The sequence below is a fragment of the Virgibacillus sp. DJP39 genome (assembly GCF_049310925.1).
GTDB lineage: Bacteria > Bacillota > Bacilli > Bacillales > Amphibacillaceae > Virgibacillus_F.
Map to the genome: position 1 here is coordinate 1 of NZ_JBMERP010000080.1, position 16,355 is coordinate 16,355.

18 protein-coding genes are annotated in these 16,355 nt (G+C 36.2%); 7 read left to right on the forward strand and 11 right to left on the reverse strand.

Annotated features, from left to right (window positions below; genetic code table 11):
* Positions 1–309: 309 nt before the first annotated feature.
* A complete protein-coding gene (locus ACOI1D_RS17970) occupies positions 310–750 on the forward strand; it encodes a YtoQ family protein (RefSeq protein ID WP_422503175.1) in 441 nt (146 codons plus the stop codon).
* A gap of 17 nt (positions 751–767) precedes the next feature.
* On the opposite strand, the gene ACOI1D_RS17975 is transcribed toward ACOI1D_RS17970, so the two are convergent.
* Entirely contained in the window at positions 768–1,292 is a 525-nt protein-coding gene (locus ACOI1D_RS17975; RefSeq protein ID WP_422503177.1) for a DUF84 family protein, read from the reverse strand.
* A 102-nt stretch (positions 1,293–1,394) separates the two neighbouring features.
* On the reverse strand, positions 1,395–2,462 hold the full coding sequence (locus ACOI1D_RS17980; RefSeq protein WP_422503179.1) for a M42 family metallopeptidase: 1,068 nt from the start codon (positions 2,460–2,462) through the stop codon (positions 1,395–1,397).
* Positions 2,463–2,641: 179 nt separating this feature from the next.
* Between ACOI1D_RS17980 and ACOI1D_RS17985 the strand changes: the two genes are divergently transcribed.
* On the forward strand, positions 2,642–2,956 hold the full coding sequence (locus ACOI1D_RS17985) for a PepSY domain-containing protein (protein WP_422503180.1): 315 nt from the start codon (positions 2,642–2,644) through the stop codon (positions 2,954–2,956).
* 213 nt (positions 2,957–3,169) lie between these two features.
* Here the strand turns inward: ACOI1D_RS17985 and ACOI1D_RS17990 are convergent, their stop codons facing one another.
* A complete protein-coding gene (locus tag ACOI1D_RS17990; RefSeq protein ID WP_422503182.1) occupies positions 3,170–4,990 on the reverse strand; it encodes a DNA ligase D in 1,821 nt (606 codons plus the stop codon).
* 107 nt (positions 4,991–5,097) lie between these two features.
* On the opposite strand from ACOI1D_RS17990, the gene ACOI1D_RS17995 reads away from it, so the two are divergent.
* On the forward strand, positions 5,098–5,937 hold the full coding sequence (locus tag ACOI1D_RS17995) for a Ku protein (protein WP_422503184.1): 840 nt from the start codon (positions 5,098–5,100) through the stop codon (positions 5,935–5,937).
* 140 nt (positions 5,938–6,077) lie between these two features.
* Here ACOI1D_RS17995 and ACOI1D_RS18000 read toward each other — a convergent pair whose 3' ends face one another.
* Together ACOI1D_RS18000 and trmB are read right to left on the reverse strand one after the other, a co-directional pair.
* Positions 6,078–6,932: a YtnP family quorum-quenching lactonase gene (locus ACOI1D_RS18000; protein ID WP_422503185.1), complete on the reverse strand. Its 855-nt coding sequence runs from the start codon at positions 6,930–6,932 to the stop codon at positions 6,078–6,080.
* Between the two features lie 149 nt (positions 6,933–7,081).
* Positions 7,082–7,729 (reverse strand): tRNA (guanosine(46)-N7)-methyltransferase TrmB, encoded by a 648-nt coding sequence (gene trmB / locus ACOI1D_RS18005; RefSeq protein ID WP_422503187.1) that lies wholly within the window; start codon positions 7,727–7,729, stop codon positions 7,082–7,084.
* A 165-nt stretch (positions 7,730–7,894) separates the two neighbouring features.
* On the opposite strand from trmB, the gene ACOI1D_RS18010 reads away from it, so the two are divergent.
* Positions 7,895–8,179: a YtzH-like family protein gene (locus ACOI1D_RS18010; RefSeq protein WP_422503188.1), complete on the forward strand. Its 285-nt coding sequence runs from the start codon at positions 7,895–7,897 to the stop codon at positions 8,177–8,179.
* Here ACOI1D_RS18010 and ACOI1D_RS18015 read toward each other — a convergent pair.
* From ACOI1D_RS18015 to thpR, 4 genes are all read right to left on the reverse strand, one after another.
* Positions 8,171–8,980, reverse strand: a complete 810-nt coding sequence (locus ACOI1D_RS18015) for a phosphotransferase (protein WP_422503189.1) — start codon at positions 8,978–8,980, stop codon at positions 8,171–8,173. The two genes, ACOI1D_RS18010 and ACOI1D_RS18015, sit on opposite strands and share 9 nt — an antisense overlap.
* Before the next feature lie 88 nt (positions 8,981–9,068).
* Positions 9,069–9,977: a diacylglycerol/lipid kinase family protein gene (locus ACOI1D_RS18020; RefSeq protein WP_422503191.1), complete on the reverse strand. Its 909-nt coding sequence runs from the start codon at positions 9,975–9,977 to the stop codon at positions 9,069–9,071.
* A 16-nt stretch (positions 9,978–9,993) separates the two neighbouring features.
* Entirely contained in the window at positions 9,994–10,884 is an 891-nt protein-coding gene (locus tag ACOI1D_RS18025; protein WP_422503193.1) for an NERD domain-containing protein, read from the reverse strand.
* Positions 10,885–10,903: 19 nt separating this feature from the next.
* Positions 10,904–11,473: an RNA 2',3'-cyclic phosphodiesterase gene (gene thpR, locus ACOI1D_RS18030; protein ID WP_422503194.1), complete on the reverse strand. Its 570-nt coding sequence runs from the start codon at positions 11,471–11,473 to the stop codon at positions 10,904–10,906.
* Positions 11,474–11,632: 159 nt separating this feature from the next.
* Between thpR and ACOI1D_RS18035 the strand changes: the two genes are divergently transcribed.
* Positions 11,633–11,875 carry a DeoR family transcriptional regulator gene (locus ACOI1D_RS18035; protein WP_422503195.1) on the forward strand — a complete coding sequence of 81 codons (243 nt, stop codon included), beginning with the start codon at positions 11,633–11,635 and terminating at the stop codon, positions 11,873–11,875.
* Positions 11,876–11,928: 53 nt separating this feature from the next.
* On the opposite strand, the gene ACOI1D_RS18040 is transcribed toward ACOI1D_RS18035, so the two are convergent.
* Complete coding sequence (locus ACOI1D_RS18040; RefSeq protein ID WP_422503197.1) at positions 11,929–12,639, reverse strand: pseudouridine synthase; 711 nt, start codon at positions 12,637–12,639, stop codon at positions 11,929–11,931.
* A gap of 13 nt (positions 12,640–12,652) precedes the next feature.
* The gene (locus ACOI1D_RS18045) at positions 12,653–14,269 is read right to left on the reverse strand and encodes a putative polysaccharide biosynthesis protein (RefSeq protein WP_422503199.1); all 1,617 of its coding nucleotides are present in this window, start codon (positions 14,267–14,269) and stop codon (positions 12,653–12,655) included.
* Between the two features lie 174 nt (positions 14,270–14,443).
* Here ACOI1D_RS18045 and ACOI1D_RS18050 point away from each other — a divergent pair, with 174 nt between their 5' ends.
* Positions 14,444–15,709 carry an NAD(P)/FAD-dependent oxidoreductase gene (locus tag ACOI1D_RS18050; RefSeq protein ID WP_422503201.1) on the forward strand — a complete coding sequence of 422 codons (1,266 nt, stop codon included), beginning with the start codon at positions 14,444–14,446 and terminating at the stop codon, positions 15,707–15,709.
* A 90-nt stretch (positions 15,710–15,799) separates the two neighbouring features.
* A complete protein-coding gene (locus ACOI1D_RS18055; RefSeq protein WP_422503202.1) occupies positions 15,800–15,988 on the forward strand; it encodes a hypothetical protein in 189 nt (62 codons plus the stop codon).
* Positions 15,989–16,355: the final 367 nt, after the last annotated feature.

Below are 16,355 nucleotides of genomic sequence, written 5' to 3' on the forward strand. Positions count from 1 at the left end.
CTAACAAAACAATTACCAAAATTAATACTATTGGTATAAAAAATATTTCCTTACGCACGTTTTCTTCCCCCTGCTTCTCTAGAGGCTATCCAAAAAGCTAACAGTTAAAATTGTACTGTCGAAGTCCTTATCTAAATGATTGTAACTTTTGGAAACACACCTAGTACTATTTACCCTATTATGTATAATACTACTAATTTATAAATTATCAAAACAAATTTTTTCCAATTCACAATCAAACTATTTTTTTTCACTCCAGAAAAAGCTTATTATTGAGATGATAAAATAAAAGCTTGGAGGGGACTAACCATGGAATTAACCGTATATCTCGCTGGCCAAATTCACGACGACTGGCGCGATGAAGTTAAAAACAAGGCTAAAGAAAAAAAGCTCCAATTAACGTTTGTGGGGCCTCAAACAAACCATGAAAGATCTGATAATGTCGGAGAGGACATTTTGGGAGAACAACCAGGAAGTGTATATAAAGATGACTCGGCTTCTAGTATTAATAACCTTAGAACAGAGGTCTTATTACAAAAATCAGATGTCGTAATAGCTTTGTTCGGTGAAAAATATAAGCAATGGAATACTGCAATGGATGCAAGTGCAGCTCTAACGTTAAATAAACCTACTATTATCATTAGACCAGATTCTCTCATTCATCCATTAAAAGAATTGTCAAACAAAGCAAATGTCACAGTTGAAACAGTCGATCAAGCAATAGAAGTATTAGCATATTTATACGAGTAGACAAAAAGCAGCGATAATCATTCGCTGCTTTTTAAATTATTGTCGTACCAATATTCCCATTGTCCACGTAACAACATAACTACGTGCAGAAACATATTTTTTCTCGATACCAAATTGTTAGTGAAGATGCCTATTGCGCCTTCATTGTGTCGTACACCTTGTTTTTTTGCAAAGGTATCCATAATATCCCCAAGCTCTATTCCATCCTTTAATGGATCACTAATTTGTTTAGGTAATAGAATCCGAGCACCACTTGCCGTATGCACTTGCTTTTTTAAGTCAATCATTGCTCCCCAGTTACATAAGAACAGCTGACCATCTAGTTCCATCACTCCACCTTCTAGCCCAATTCCCATTGTATCCTGGTTTTGAGAGATGCAATCTTTCGCCCGGTTAATTGCACCCAATCTTGTTTCTTCATCTGAGAAAGGTTGTGGAGAAACAGAAGATTGAGCTGGAAAACTCAAAATTTGGTCCGACGGAAACACTTCTTTAACCGCTTCAATTTTTGTTTTATTCAAGGATCCAATTGTTATTTTCATTAGTACTCAACTCAATTCTTTTAGAAAAATCGGCATTTTATATTTTCTTAACTTCTAAAAATTGCCACATCATTATTATGAAGTGGCAATTAGTCATATTTGTTAGCTGTTTTTTCGTATTTGATCCACTGCATTTTGGTCAGTAGTTTTAACTAATTTCACAAGCAATTCTTTCGCAGCAGCATAATCATCCACATGAATCATTGATGCAGAAGTGTGAATGTAACGAGAACAGATACCTATTACTGCCGAAGGAACACCTTCATTGGTAGTGTGAACACGTCCTGCATCGGTACCACCCTGTGAAATAAAGTATTGGTATGGAATGTTATTTGATTCAGCTGTATCTAAAATGAACTCTTTAATTCCACGATGTGTAACCATGGTACGGTCAAAAATACGTAATAACGCTCCCTTACCAAGTTGACCGAACTCATTTTTGTCTCCTGACATATCGTTAGCAGGTGATGCATCCAATGCATAAAAGATATCTGGTTCAATCATATTCGCTGCAACCTGTGCACCGCGTAAGCCGACCTCTTCCTGGACAGTTGCTCCAGCGTACAATTGATTAGGTAATGTTTCCCCTTGCAGCTCTTTTAAAAGCTCAACAGACAAACCACAACCGTAGCGGTTATCCCAAGCTTTCGCCAGGATTTTTTTATCATTAGCCATTGGTGTAAAAGGACAAATTGGTACAACAGAGTGACCAGGTTTAACACCGATCTTCTGTGCGTCTTCTCGGTCGTCGGCACCAATATCAATTAGCATATTTTTAATTTCCATTGGTTTCTTACGTTGTTCTGGTGTTAAATTATGAGGCGGAATCGACCCAATTACACCTATTACTGGTCCATTGTCGGTCATTATTTGAACACGTTGCGCCAGCATAACCTGGTTCCACCAGCCCCCTAGCGGTTGAAACCTTAGCATGCCATTATCCGTGATTTGAGTTATCATAAAACCGACTTCATCCATATGACCTGCAACCATTACTTTGGGTCCATTGCCTTTTTTAACTCCGAATACTCCACCAAGGTTGTCCTGAATGATTTCATCAGAATATTTTTCCAGTTCACCTTTTATAAACTTGCGAACTAAGTGTTCATTCCCAGGTGCGCCTTGCAGTTCAGTAAGCGTTTTAAAAAGATCCAATGTATCTTGATTCATATATTATCCTCCATTCGATATACTATGTACTAATTCACAGTATAACGGAAATCATCGTTGTGTTTCCACCATACAACACTCATATTGTAATATTTTGTATTTAAGTGTGTTTGCGTTATACTAAATTAAAGATGATTACAATTTTTGTTAAACAAAAGAATGTATGAGGTGATTATAAAATGAGTGTTAGAAAAGCAGCATTAGCAGCTGGTTTAGGTGTAGCAGTTGGCTATATAGCAAAACAACAAATTGATCAGAATCAGAAAGTCACACCTGAAAAAGCATTAAAACAAGCAAAGGAAACGTTTAAAAAGCAGGGTCCCATTAGTGGATCATGGATTTATATGAAGCCTGAAGAAGTTGAAAAAAATGGTCTGATTTACAATGCATATCGCGGCGGTGTTACGCGAAGTGTTGATGGCGAAAATAAACAATATGAGTTTTATGTTGATGTTGAAACAGGAGCTGTAATAGGTTCTGTGCAAACTGCGTAATATGAACAAAAGCCCAAGCGCCCTGGGTAGAGACGTACGGACTGGACTGAGCCGTAGGAGATAAAGGAATCCGATGTTAGGCGAGGGAAGTCTCGCTAGTCTCTGGGCGTTGGAGCGGACGTGGCTGTTACTATAAGCAAGCTTAACAAAGCCAAACTTCTATCCTTTCTAATCTTATTAATTAGTGCGAGTCAAATCTGACTTGCACTTTTTTCATTCCATCTCTAACAGTTTATATAAACTCTCCAGCACCTGTTTCTCGCCTTGCTCGAAATATCCAGTAAATGGACACCCATATGTTTGAACTCGTTCAACTACATTTTTAATCGTAAACAAATCCGGTGATAATTCATCATTAACCTCTTCCCAGAATAATGGCGCTGCAACTGTAGCGTTAGGTGTTTTCCTTGGTGAGTAAGCCGTAACAATAGTTTTGTCCTTTCCGTGCTGAACATAATCCAAATACAACCGTTCATTCCTGTTTTTCTTTAAACGTTCTGTTGTATACATAGTCGGGTATTCCTTTTCAATAGTCAATGCTATAGCCTGCGTTATTACGCCTGTTTCATCATAGGATAAACTATCCTTAGGAATTGGGATGTGTACCTGTAGTCCTTTATTTCCAGAAGTTTTAACAAAAGAAACAAGGTTCAACTCATCGAGTATTTGTTTAAGTAATTTTGCTGCACTAGTAGCAAGTGAAAAACGCTCTCGATCTGGTGGGTCTAAATCAAACACAATTTCAGTTGGATTAGGATTTTCCACAGTTTGGAAAGGTGTATGATACTCAATTGCACCATGGTTTGCAAACCACATTAATGATTTTAGCTCATCACAAATAAAAAAATATTCATCGCCTGTTGGAATTTTAGTAATAAAGGATGGAGCATAGTCAGGGAGATGTTTTTGATAAAATGACTGCTCTGTCACTCCATCAGGGCATCGAATAACAGTTAGTATCCGATCTTTTAAAAAAGGAAGCATATATGGTGATATCTCACGTAAATAAACGAGCATATCGCCCTTCGTTACATTTTTCTTTGGCCAAAAAATTTTATTGGTCTTACTAGGTTCTACGTCTGCCGGCATCATTGCCATATCAACTGCAAATTTATCAATCGTACATTCTTCTGCTGCCGTGTTCACCAGTATCCGATTAATAGATGGTTCACGTACTTCCCCTTTTATCAGGTCCAGAGTGTTAATCTCAGCACAAATTGCAGGGGGAAGCTTATACCCAACACCACTTTTCTCACCCTTTGTAGTGAACAATTTTTTTACCGTCTGAAGCTCACTGCTATTTACTCCATGCTTGCATTTTCCAATTTCAATCAGTTGGTCATTATCATAAATGTTGACAGTAAAATAGTCATTTTTTGTATCAAAAAACGTAAGAATTCCAGATAATCTGCGCCAATTTTTTATCTTATACCAGTCACCATGTTGTTTACCTGCGTTATAGAGACTATTGACTCGTTTCACTATAATTCCTTCACCCTTATAATCAAAAACCTGCTTCCAAAGGTAATCTGAATCCTCATATGAAGGTATAAAACAAAAAAGATTTAGTCTTGTTAAACTTTCCTCGAATTCTCCCAGTTTAAATAATTTTTTTAACTGTTTTTTTCGTTCTTTATATGACTTTTTCGTTAATGAACTACCTTGTTGCTGCAGAAGGTCAAATGCTAAAAACGATGCTGGTCTATCAATGGCTGCCTGATTTATCGTCTCTTGTTTATTTAATCGTCCTCGCTTTTGGATTGCCATAAAATTTGCCTGAAACGCATTGTTTAAGATAACTAATTCACCATCAATCTGTAATGGTAATAATTTTTTAATACTTTCTTGATTATTAATACAAAAATCAACTACTTCCGGAAATTTAGCTGTTAAATCAACATCGTTTCTACTCACCAACCGTACACGATCCGTTTGCCAATGAAGCACACAACGAAACCCATCATACTTCACTTCATAAGCCCACTCGTCACCAGTTTGAACATGTGTATTGGCAATAGGATGCATCAATTTCATCTTTATTTCCCCCTTTATTATTAAAATGGCTCAATTTGTGAAAAATAAACAGGGATAAGATTAAGCAATGGCGACAAAATAAAAATATCTGAAGGAGGGGCAAATTTATGCACACGATGTGGAAGGGAACAATTAGTTTTGGACTTGTAAATATTCCTGTTAAAATGCACGCCGCAACTGAAAATAAAGATATCAAGCTAAGACAGCTGCACAAAGAATGTCAGTCTCCTATTAAATATGAACGTACATGTCCCAATTGTGACCGGGAAGTTAAAAATGATGAGATTGTAAAAGCTTATGAATACGCAAAAGATAAATTCGTTGTCCTCGATGATGAAGACCTGGAGGCTTTAAAAAAAGAACAGGCTGACAAAGCTGTGGAAATAGTGGATTTTGTTAAACTAGAGGAGATTGACCCCATTTATTTTGAAAAAAGTTATTATTTATCTCCAAATGAAGGTGGAAGTAAGGCATATGGACTGCTGCATTCTGCTTTAAAAGACACTGGTAAAATAGGTATCGCAAAAATGATGATTAGATCTAAGGAACAACTTGCGATTATACGCATTTATGAAAATGCGCTAATTGTCGAGACCATCCATTTTCCGGATGAGGTGCGACAAGTAAAAGATGTTCCCAATATTCCTGAAGAATTTGATACTTTACAAAAAGAGTTGGAAACAGCAAAAATGCTAATAGAACAACTCACCACTAAATTTGATCCTGAAAAGTATAATGACGATTATAGGACCGCTCTTTTAGAACTAATTGAAGCGAAGAAAAATAACGAAGAAGTAGTAATAGGTGAAACCAAGCCGAAACCAGATAACGTGACAAACCTCATGGATGCACTCCAAGCTTCTCTTGAAAAAACAAAGAAAAACAAACCAAAACCAAAAGCCGCTAAGCCAAAAGCTGCAACAACAAAGAAAAAAGTAGCAAAATAATATAGTTTGATTCCCAGAACGCGGAGGTTGATATTTTCGTGTGATGGTTGATTCTCCGGCCACGACGGTCGATATTTTGGTTGATTCATCCAGCTTAGCCTATTTAAAAAGCTATCCACGAAGGATAGCTTTTTTAACTTTTATTTATAGTCATAACGCTCACGCTCGACCTCGTCAATTTTCTTACCTTCTCCATCAAATTTTATTGCTCGGTAATAGGCATCGTGATAAAACGTATACCAGGCCTGTTTCGAGTAACCTTCGTTCATCCACTTCTCTTTTTGATGAACAGAGGTTACAGGATAGTCGTCATAGGCCAGAGCCCACAACTTATTTTGGTGTCCATGTGTTGGCATAATGTCTGCCATATGAATAAAAGAATCAATTCCGTCTTCAAAGACGATAATACTGTGTCCATCACTATGACCGCCAGTGTGAACCATTTTTAATCCTTCAGCGATTTGAATTTCTTTTTCAAAAGTGGTTACTAATCCTTCAATTGGCTTCCAGTTTTCTTCCCAGTATGTATTAATTGATCTGATATTCGGATTTCGCATTTCATTCCACTCTACATTAGAAGTGTATATACCAGCGTTTTCAAATACAGGTTTGAAACCATCCGCTGACGGTTTTGTTAATCCACAGGCATGATCAAAATGAAGATGCGTCATTAGCACTGTATCAATATCATTTGTCGTTAGTCCTAGATCCTCCAACGATTTGTCAATTAGTGATTCCTCAAGAACGCCAAAATTACGCATCTGCTTCTCTGACAACTTCCCGTTTCCCATCCCGGAATCAATTAAATAATTTTTACCTTCTAATTGCAATAGTATCGGGTCAGTTCGCAGTTCAATTTGGTTTTTGTCATCATGTGGATACTTCTTACTCCATAATGCTTTCGGTACTACACCAAACATGGCTCCACCATCCAGAAAATTAACACCACCACTTAACCAAGTTAGTTTTGCTTTACCTATTTGTATTGTTTCCATTTTCTCTGCCTCCCTTTATACATTAAGTGTAGCGAATTAATAGATTGCCTGCAAACGCTATCAACTAAAATAGTACTAGCTACCAAAATTAGATAGTTAGTACTATTTAAAGCAATCACAGGCAAGTCACTCCAGAATTCCTAATCTTTTCAATGTGTAAGGTTAATTTTTACATGGCACCGATAAATGGGTTGTCCTTTGCTGGAAAACTTCTCTTCATACTCTGTTTTAACATTAGTAGGATCGTCTAGCTGGTGAAGGTCCAGACTCACTTCTTCTAATTGTAATCCATGCTTGGAAAAACTGACCAGTGAATACTCAAACAATAATCGATTATCTGTTTTCATTACCAAATTACTGTTTTCTGGAAGCAGTTTTTCGTATTTGGTTAAGAAAGTATGATAGCTCAATCTTCTTTTCTCATGACGACTTTTTGGCCATGGATCTGAGAAATTTAAATAGATAGTTGATATTTCGTTTTCTGCAAATAATTCTTCAAGCTCATTAGCATTTACGTTGATTAGAACTAGATTCTTTAGCTCAGATTCTTTTATCTTGATTGCTGCGTCTACTATTATACTTTTTGCCATTTCAATACCAATAAAATTTATAGATGGGTACTGTTCAGCCATTCCTACTATGAATTGGCCTTTACCAGTACCAATCTCAAGATGGATTGGATTATCATTTCCGAATAATTCCTGCCATTTACCTTTATTTTCCTTTGGATTGGCAATTACAAGCTCACGATGTTCCTGTAAAAAATCATCTGCCCAAGGTTTATTTCTTTGTCGCATGGTTCAATATCCTCCACTCACTATTTGTTTAATATTCACCTGAACACTAACCATAGTGTTCGTTTTTCATACTAAATTTATCAATAAAATTATAAAAATGCCATTTTATGTTAAGTATAGATTGTACGAACTCGAACAGTCTATAGGATGAGGTGAAATGAAAAAATGTTAACGGTTAACGATCAATTAATGGTACTGCACGATATTTTAACGGAACAGTCCGAAGATTGTTGTGCAGATGTTAATGAGTACAAACAAATAAAACGTATTATTCAAACACTAATGGCTAAAGATAGCATTTCTGATGAACAACTTTTAGCTTTACTCCCACAAATTTATAATTATGGAATTCAAGGTGAACAAGCTCAAAACTTGGAAGAACATATAACAACAAATAAAACTAACATTGATACATGGACTGACTATATCAATACAACAAATTTACAGTAATTGCTGTAATTGAGTATTTAAATCCTTAATATCTTTTAGTCGGTCATTTCTTTTCTGATATTCATGGCGATGAGAATGCCAAATTAAATTGTTCAATGCATCAAATAACAGGTACCAATACATTCTTTTAATTAAATTTCTGTCTTTTGTTAATCCATAATGGCGTAACCACTCATCCCAATCTTCTATTGGGATGTACCATTTTAATATAAAGCCTACATCAACAATCGGGTCCGCAATCATTGCACTATCCCAATCAACTAAATATAAGTGGCTTCTATCCGTGAGTATGAGGTTGTTATGGTTTAAATCTCCATGACAAACAACATGTTTTTGTTTTTCAGTTAAAGGTAACAACTCTTCTAAGAATTCCATTGACAAGGAAATCTCTTCGTCTAATTCATCTAGTTTTAAATATATAACCTGCTGTTCTAGGTCCCCCATACTTTCATGTGGTGCAAATGGTTTTTTTCCTAAACGCATCATCATATGCAGCAATTCAGAGGAATTATGAATCTTTTGTAATAAAGAAGCAACCTGAAAGTGTTGCATTTCAATTGATTTCAATTCACGGCCATCCAGCCACTCTTGTGCAGTTATTACATCACCATTTTCAAGACGTTTTGTCCAAATTAATTTAGGAACAATTCCCTCTGCTGATAACACAGCTAAAAAAGGAGAAGAATTACGCTTCAAAAAAAGCTTACGATCGTTATTTTGTGCGATGTATGCCTCACCAGTAAGGCCCCCGGCTGATTTTATATCCCATTCTTTTCCTAAAACCGCTTTAAGCCAATTCACATTTATTCCTCAAATCTAATAAATTTAGTCCAATCATGTATTTTAAAGCTAAACATAAAAAAAAACAACTATTAATTAATTTTGGCTATCATCCAAGTACAGACAGTTGATCAGATCGTTTACTTATTTTACAACTCGAGCAAACACCTGTTTGTCCGTCTACTTGATAATAAACGGGTGAATCAGTAGAAATTTTCATTTCATCTACTTGCATCAATTCTACTTCTTTAAAGTGAATATGTTTTCCAGTGAATACAGTAAGAAATAAGAGAAGTACCTTTATTTTTGAGATCGAATGAAGTATTAAAATGGAAACCGTGTCAGGTTGAATAGCCGCGTCTGGAATGATTTTCATTCCTCCACCATAGTATGGCTGATTTGCAACTGTAACCATCCAGCAATCTCGGATAGTTCTTTTTTTATCATGAATAGTAAGATCTACTTCCATTGGCTTAAAACGAAATAGTATTTGAATAATAGCAATTGCATAGCTTAGGGATGCTAATCTTATTATACTGAACAATTTTTTGTAAGAGGATCTATTTGCTGTGTGTGTTATAAAGGCGTCAAAACCAAATCCGATACTGTTGACAAACTGCCGTGAAACATTGTTTATCTGATAATCCCCCACCCAATAGGGAAAGCTTTCAGGTTTGCTTACCAGCTTTTTCAATATACCTAATGGCTTCCCCCTAATACCACATCCCCTTGCAAAATCATTTCCTGATCCACCCGGAATAAATGCTATTGGAATACGACGGTTACCTAAACCATTTACTACCTCGTGTACCGTCCCATCTCCACCAATTATAATGATACAGGAGATATCGGGATACTTCCCTGGCAATGTCCTCACAAATTCTTCTGTGTGCCCTGGATATTCCGAAAAGAAATTAGTTTTAGAAATCTGTTGGTACAGTTTACTTTTTTTAATTCTCGAAAATACTCTTGCTGCCCTTCCATTCCCCGCCTTAGGATTAACTATAAATATATACATATTGCTATCCTCACCATCATGGGTTATTATCCATTGTAAATGACTGTTCTTCTTCCCACTCCGGTCGTTTCATAGATGTAGTTTGACAGTGCTTTAATAATGTTTCCAGCGCTTTTAGTTGTCTATTTTTTAGTGGTGAAACCAACTTTCTCTTCTCAGCAAACCAATTTTCATATTCCCGTTTACCAATAAATTTTGTGTTATATGGTTCGGTATGAAATACGATTTCATTATTTCTGGATAACACCAATTTTTTTATCGGAAAATCAATTCCCTCTGTTGCAAGCACACGTTTAACGATTTGCTCCGTGCGTTTTAGAGCAATTAATGGACTAAGAACTTTCTCCTGTTTTTCATTTACTTCTGTTATCCATGTTCTTTCATCGCCAGCAAGTATCTTTGCAGTAGGCTGCTTGTCAACCACAGAAATAATGTCTATCCCAATAGGGCTTATTAGAATAATTTCACCATCGATGGGTACGTTTTTTAAAGAAAATACAGGATAATAAAGGACCAGATAAGTGTCAGGAAAACGCTGTAAAAAATACTTTAATTTATTATCATTTTTAATATTCTTGTCTATAAACGATACATCAGCCAAAGTAGATGAAGCCCATTTTAATTGAAAAGGAAATAGTTTATCTAAGAAATATTTTTTTAGTTCATCCTCCGTTTTTGGTAGACCTTCGTCTTTTTCTTCGACGAATTCCTGGACGGATTCTCTTTTAATAAAGGATTTCCATTTTTCAAAAGCAGACAATGTTTGATTTGTCTCAATTTGTTGTGGCTCTTCTTCAGGATTGCTCCATAAATGATGTAGTTTTTGCCAATTCTCCTGCTTTAATCGAATGTATTGACCAGGATAACGGTAAGCATTCCACTCATACCTCGAAACATAATCTTGCACTTTTACAAGCTGTGCGATTTCAACCACCTCCAATTAATGGGAAAGATTTGACTACTTCATATTTTGGATTTCTACTAGGGTGAACTTGATAGAGACGTATGTGATCCACAGTGAATTCGTGGGTTTCATTTAAGTAGTTGCTCAGTATTTTTTTGACGGGAAGACTCAGGGAATGATCGTTCCATTTTTTTGCTATAGTTATGTGTGCCCTAAACTCACGTGCTTCTTTGTCAAAACCGCAAACCTCAGCAATATTTTCCACCTTCCCAACTAGTTGAGCAAGTAATTTAGTCTTTTCAACATTTGCATATAATACACGTGGGGAAGATGGCTTTCCAAAAGTTTTTATACCCTTTAGCTCAAGAGATAACATCGGTAATTCTTCCACTCTATGCAACTCTTTTATTAGATTTTTTAAACCATCGTCTGATACCGAACCAAGAAATTTCAGGGTAATATGTAGGTCATCTTTGTGTGTCCATTGCTTATAAGTTAGACTTTCTTTTAAATCAGATTGCCAGTCAGATACTGTTTCTTTAATAGTTTGTGGAACTGGTAATGCAATAAAATAGTGAGGATTACCCGTCATATATCTTTACCTCTTTCCTAAGATTTAAGATATTAAACCTTCTGAAATAAATGTGTTATTTATTATTTTTCCATAATTTTAACTATTTCGCTTTAAAAATAACACATTTCGTAATAAACTATAGATAACCCCTTAGATTACTTACCACCACGTTTTTTAATGCATTCATTAAGGAGTGGTTTTTTGGATTATCAAACATCGCGTATGTTAACAAGAGTAAAAGCTGTTTACCTCTACATTAAAGAGTACGGTATGGTTTCTACACCTGAGTTAGCAGAAGAATTTGATACGACTAACCGTACAATACAACGTGATTTACACGTGTTGATGTACAATGGTCTAGTCAGTAGTCCAACAAGAGGTAAATGGAAAATCACAGATAAAAAAGTAACTATTTCATAAAAAGATAAGGTACACGCTGCTGGCGATTTTATTCGTCAGCTTATTTTTTGCATTTACTTACGTACCATCAAATCTAGTTCAGAATCTGTCATTTCCCGGTAATGACCTAATTCAAGAGTTGGATCAAGCATTAATTGCCCAATCCTAACTCTCTTAAGATAGGTTACTCTTTTCCCTACAGCAGCAAACATCCTTTTCACTTGATGATATTTCCCTTCTGAAATGACAATCTCAATTTCTGAGCTCTCACCAGCAGCAAGTATACGAAGTGTTGCTGGTTTGGTATGATACCCATCCTTAAGCTTGAGACCATCTGCAAATCGTTTAACATCGGATTCAGTTACATGTCCATCAATTTCCGCAAAATATATCTTGGAAATATCTTTTTTTGGTGATGTTAATTGATGACCAAGCTCTCCATCATTAGTTAAAAGTAATAAGCCTTCCGTATCTTTGTCCAACCGACCAACGGGAAATGGATGGTGGTTTTGCAGATTTGCAGGTAACAAATCTAATACTGTTTTTTCGGAATCATCCTTTGTAGCAGAAACATACCCTGGTGGCTTATTCATCATCAAGTAAATGTACTTCTGATAGTGTACCGTTTCCTCCCCAACCTTGATTAAGTCCGTTGTTGGTTCAACATGAAAACTTCCATCTTTAGTAATCGTATTATTTACGGAAACCTTTTTCTGCTTAAGGATATTTTTTACATCTTTTCGACTTCCATACCCTTTATTTGCCAACAGTTTATCAAGACGCATGAGTGAACCTCCACTACCTTTTTAAAAATCGATCGAATACACGAACCTTATTTCCTAATACACGCTCGAGTAACGTTGATTGGTAACCAAGACATAAATAAGTACCGCCCCCGGTAATTATTCCTACAATAAGCATGATGACTGATCCAACTCTACTGCTTTCATATGGTACAAATGCCCCTACTAGTAATTTAGCCATAATCAGTGCTAGTGTCATACAAAGTGTGAAAATACACACTAACATCGTGCGCTTTAAAGTCTGTTTGTATGAAAATTCAATAGCAGTGCCTATTCTCCAAAGATTGAGTGATACTGCAGTACCAACTGCAAGAGCAGTACCGAATATAGCACCTTTGGCCCCAAACATATGAATTAATGGTATGTTGAAGAGAATTTTTATGAGTAAGCCGCCTGATAAACTTACTACTGCAAATCTTTGTTGATTAATCCCTTGCAGGATAGATGCTGTTACTAGAAATAGTGCAAATAACAGTCCAACAGGTGCATACCATCCTAGTAATGAGCCAGTTAATTCAATTTTGTACAAGCCGTATAACGACCCATAGGCTACATCAGACAACACGGATAGTCCCACAACTGCAGGAACAGTTAAGACAACAACAATCTGAAGTGCTTGATTAATTTGTTTAAATACAGCCGTCTTATTGCCTTCATTAAAAGACTTCGTAAGCGCAGGCAATATACTTAGAGATAGACCTGTTGCTAGTGCTACTGGAATAATTATTAACTTATGACCATACAAATTAATTGTCCCTAATGCGATGTCTGCTATTTTACCCAAGCCAACTTCTGACATTGCCGAGTTAAACGTAAGTAGATCTACTTGTTGGTAAAGTGGTGTAGCAATTCCCACTAAAACAAACGGTCCTGCATACTGAAATAACTCCTTAAACAAATTCAATGTCGAAATAGTTGATTGTGTTTGTTGCTGTTCAATATTTTTATAAATAAAAGATTTACGTTTTTTCCAATACCTATACAAAACTACGCATGAAGCAAGTGCTCCAATAAAAGTAGCAAATGTAGCAAAACCAACGGCAGTTGCTTTATCCCCGTTCAGGAATACAATAATGACAAATGTAGCTGATAACAGGAAAACTATTCGCATAATCTGTTCAACAACTTGCGATACAGCAGTAGGACCCATTGATTCATAGCCTTGGAAAAATCCGCGTACTATGCTCATAGCTGGTACAACAATTAATGCAAAACTCACCATTCTTATTACCATAGCAACATCGTCGATTGTATTAATTTTATCTTCTTTATCCTTTGTTAGCTCCGCAATAAAGTCAGCACCTAAGAAAAGGATCAGAAACGCTATAAATCCAGTTATTGTCATTAGGGTCATACCTGACTTAAAAATGCGTAACCCTGTTTGATAATCACCTAATGCATTATATTTTGAGACAAATTTTGAAACTGCTAATGGAACACCAACAGTAGAAATTGAGAGCAGTATGGTATATGGTACATAACCATATAAAAATAATGCTCCGCCTTCTGGGCCCACTAATTCATTAAACGGAATAACGTAAATCATCCCTAAAAACTTTGATAAAAATGTGGCACCTGTGAGTAACATAGTGCCTTTGACAATGTTTGACATATATTCACCTGCATCTAATTTATATTACATAACTTTTATTTTATCACATCTGTACCCTAGTACGATAACAATTGATTAAATAGATATAAGAATATTTCAAAGCTGTACTTCTACTAAATAAATAGGATTTTTTTTAATTTAATGGTACGATTACTGCGAAAGGAATGAAGTGAATTGGGATACGATGTAATTATTATTGGTGGAGGTCCTTCAGGTTTAATGGCCTCAATAGCTGCCGCTGAAAGTGGAGCTAGTTGCCTGTTAATTGAAAAAGGAACCAAGTTAGGTAAAAAGCTAGCGATCTCTGGGGGCGGCCGTTGTAACGTCACAAACAGGTTGTCTGAGGACGAAGTTATCAAACATATTCCAGGTAATGGAAAATTTCTATATAGTGCATTTTCAGTGTTTAATAATTATGACATCATCGATTTCTTCGAAGGGATGGGTGTCGAGTTAAAGGAAGAAGATCACGGTCGTATGTTTCCTGTAACCAACTCCGCAAAAACAGTTGTTAATGCTTTGATCAATAAGTTACACGAGTTAAACGTAGAGATTCGCATGCAAACAGAAGTGAAAACTATAAATTTTGAGAAGGAAGTACATACAGTGGTTTTAACTGATAATGAAACCCTAGCATGTAAATCAATTGTACTTGCTGTAGGCGGTAAAGCAGTCCCACATACAGGCTCAACTGGAGATGGGTATGCATGGGCTGAGAAAGCCGGCCATACCATTACAAAATTGTATCCAACTGAAGTAGCATTGACTTCGGATGAACCCTTTATTAAACAAAAACAACTGCAGGGACTTTCACTTAGAGATGTTGCCCTCTCTGTACTTAACAAAAAAAACAAACACATTATCACACATCAAATGGATATGATATTTACCCACTTTGGAATATCAGGTCCTGCAGTATTAAGATGCTCACAATTTGTAGTAAAAGAGCTAATGAAGGGTAGAGCAGATGTAACAATGAAGTTGGATGTTTTACCCGAGAAGAGTGAGGATAAGTTTGTAAAAGAAGTGTGGGAGATGCTGCAGGAAAACCCAAAGAAGTCGATTAAAAATAGTTTTAAAGGGATTGTTCCTGAACGCTTATTATCCTATATTTTCATAAAAAATGGTGTTAAAGAGGAACAAAAAGCAGCAACTGTTTCCAAAGAAGTAATAAGAATGATTGTAACTGAGATTAAAAATTTCACTTTTAAAGTTGATGGTTCCTTATCACTTGAAAAGGCCTTTGTTACTGGTGGTGGGGTTTCAATTAAAGAAATTGTTCCAAACACAATGCAATCTAAAATAATGCATGGATTATATTTCTGTGGAGAGATCTTAGATATTCATGGGTACACTGGTGGATATAATATTACTTCCGCCCTTGTCACTGGTAGGCTTGCTGGATCTAATGCGGCACTTGAAGCGGGATACGTTTTGTAAACGGATTTGGAATCTGTTCCCATGCATTAACTGCTTACTTTCGTGTAAACCTATGATTGTCTCATGACATTATAGAAGGGTTGAGATTTGATGGATAAAAATGCAATGTGGGTACCTCTTTTAGCATCAGTTGGGGTCGGAGCAGCAACTTATTATACCATGACAAAAAATAACCAATCACTTGGACAAACCATGCAAAAGATGGTTCCTTTTGTTACCCAAATGGGTGGTAGTCAACAGCAAGGTTCTGGTTCAAGCAGCAATAATGGAATGAGTTAAGTTTTTTATTAGAAGGGAGATGTTCTTGACAGCTCCCTTCTTTTTGATTCATAAGACATAAATTATAGCTACAAAAGATTTCTGTAGGACAAACACAGGAATAAGTAGAAAGTAGTGCAAGAAAAAAAGCGCAAGCGCCCGTTTAGTGCCGTGCACCGTATGAGAAAGGAAACAAGGAGCTTCAGTTGTGGGACGTTCGACTAATGTCGAACTGTTATCGCAAGTTGGTTGATGTGCGGCAATGGGCGCTGTAGCTGGGCGTGGCTGTTTATATACCTTGGTTATCCACACTCTAAAAGCTTATAGTTTTTTAAACAACAAAAAAGCCAAAATGTGACTGACACATCCTGGCTTTTACTATTGCCTG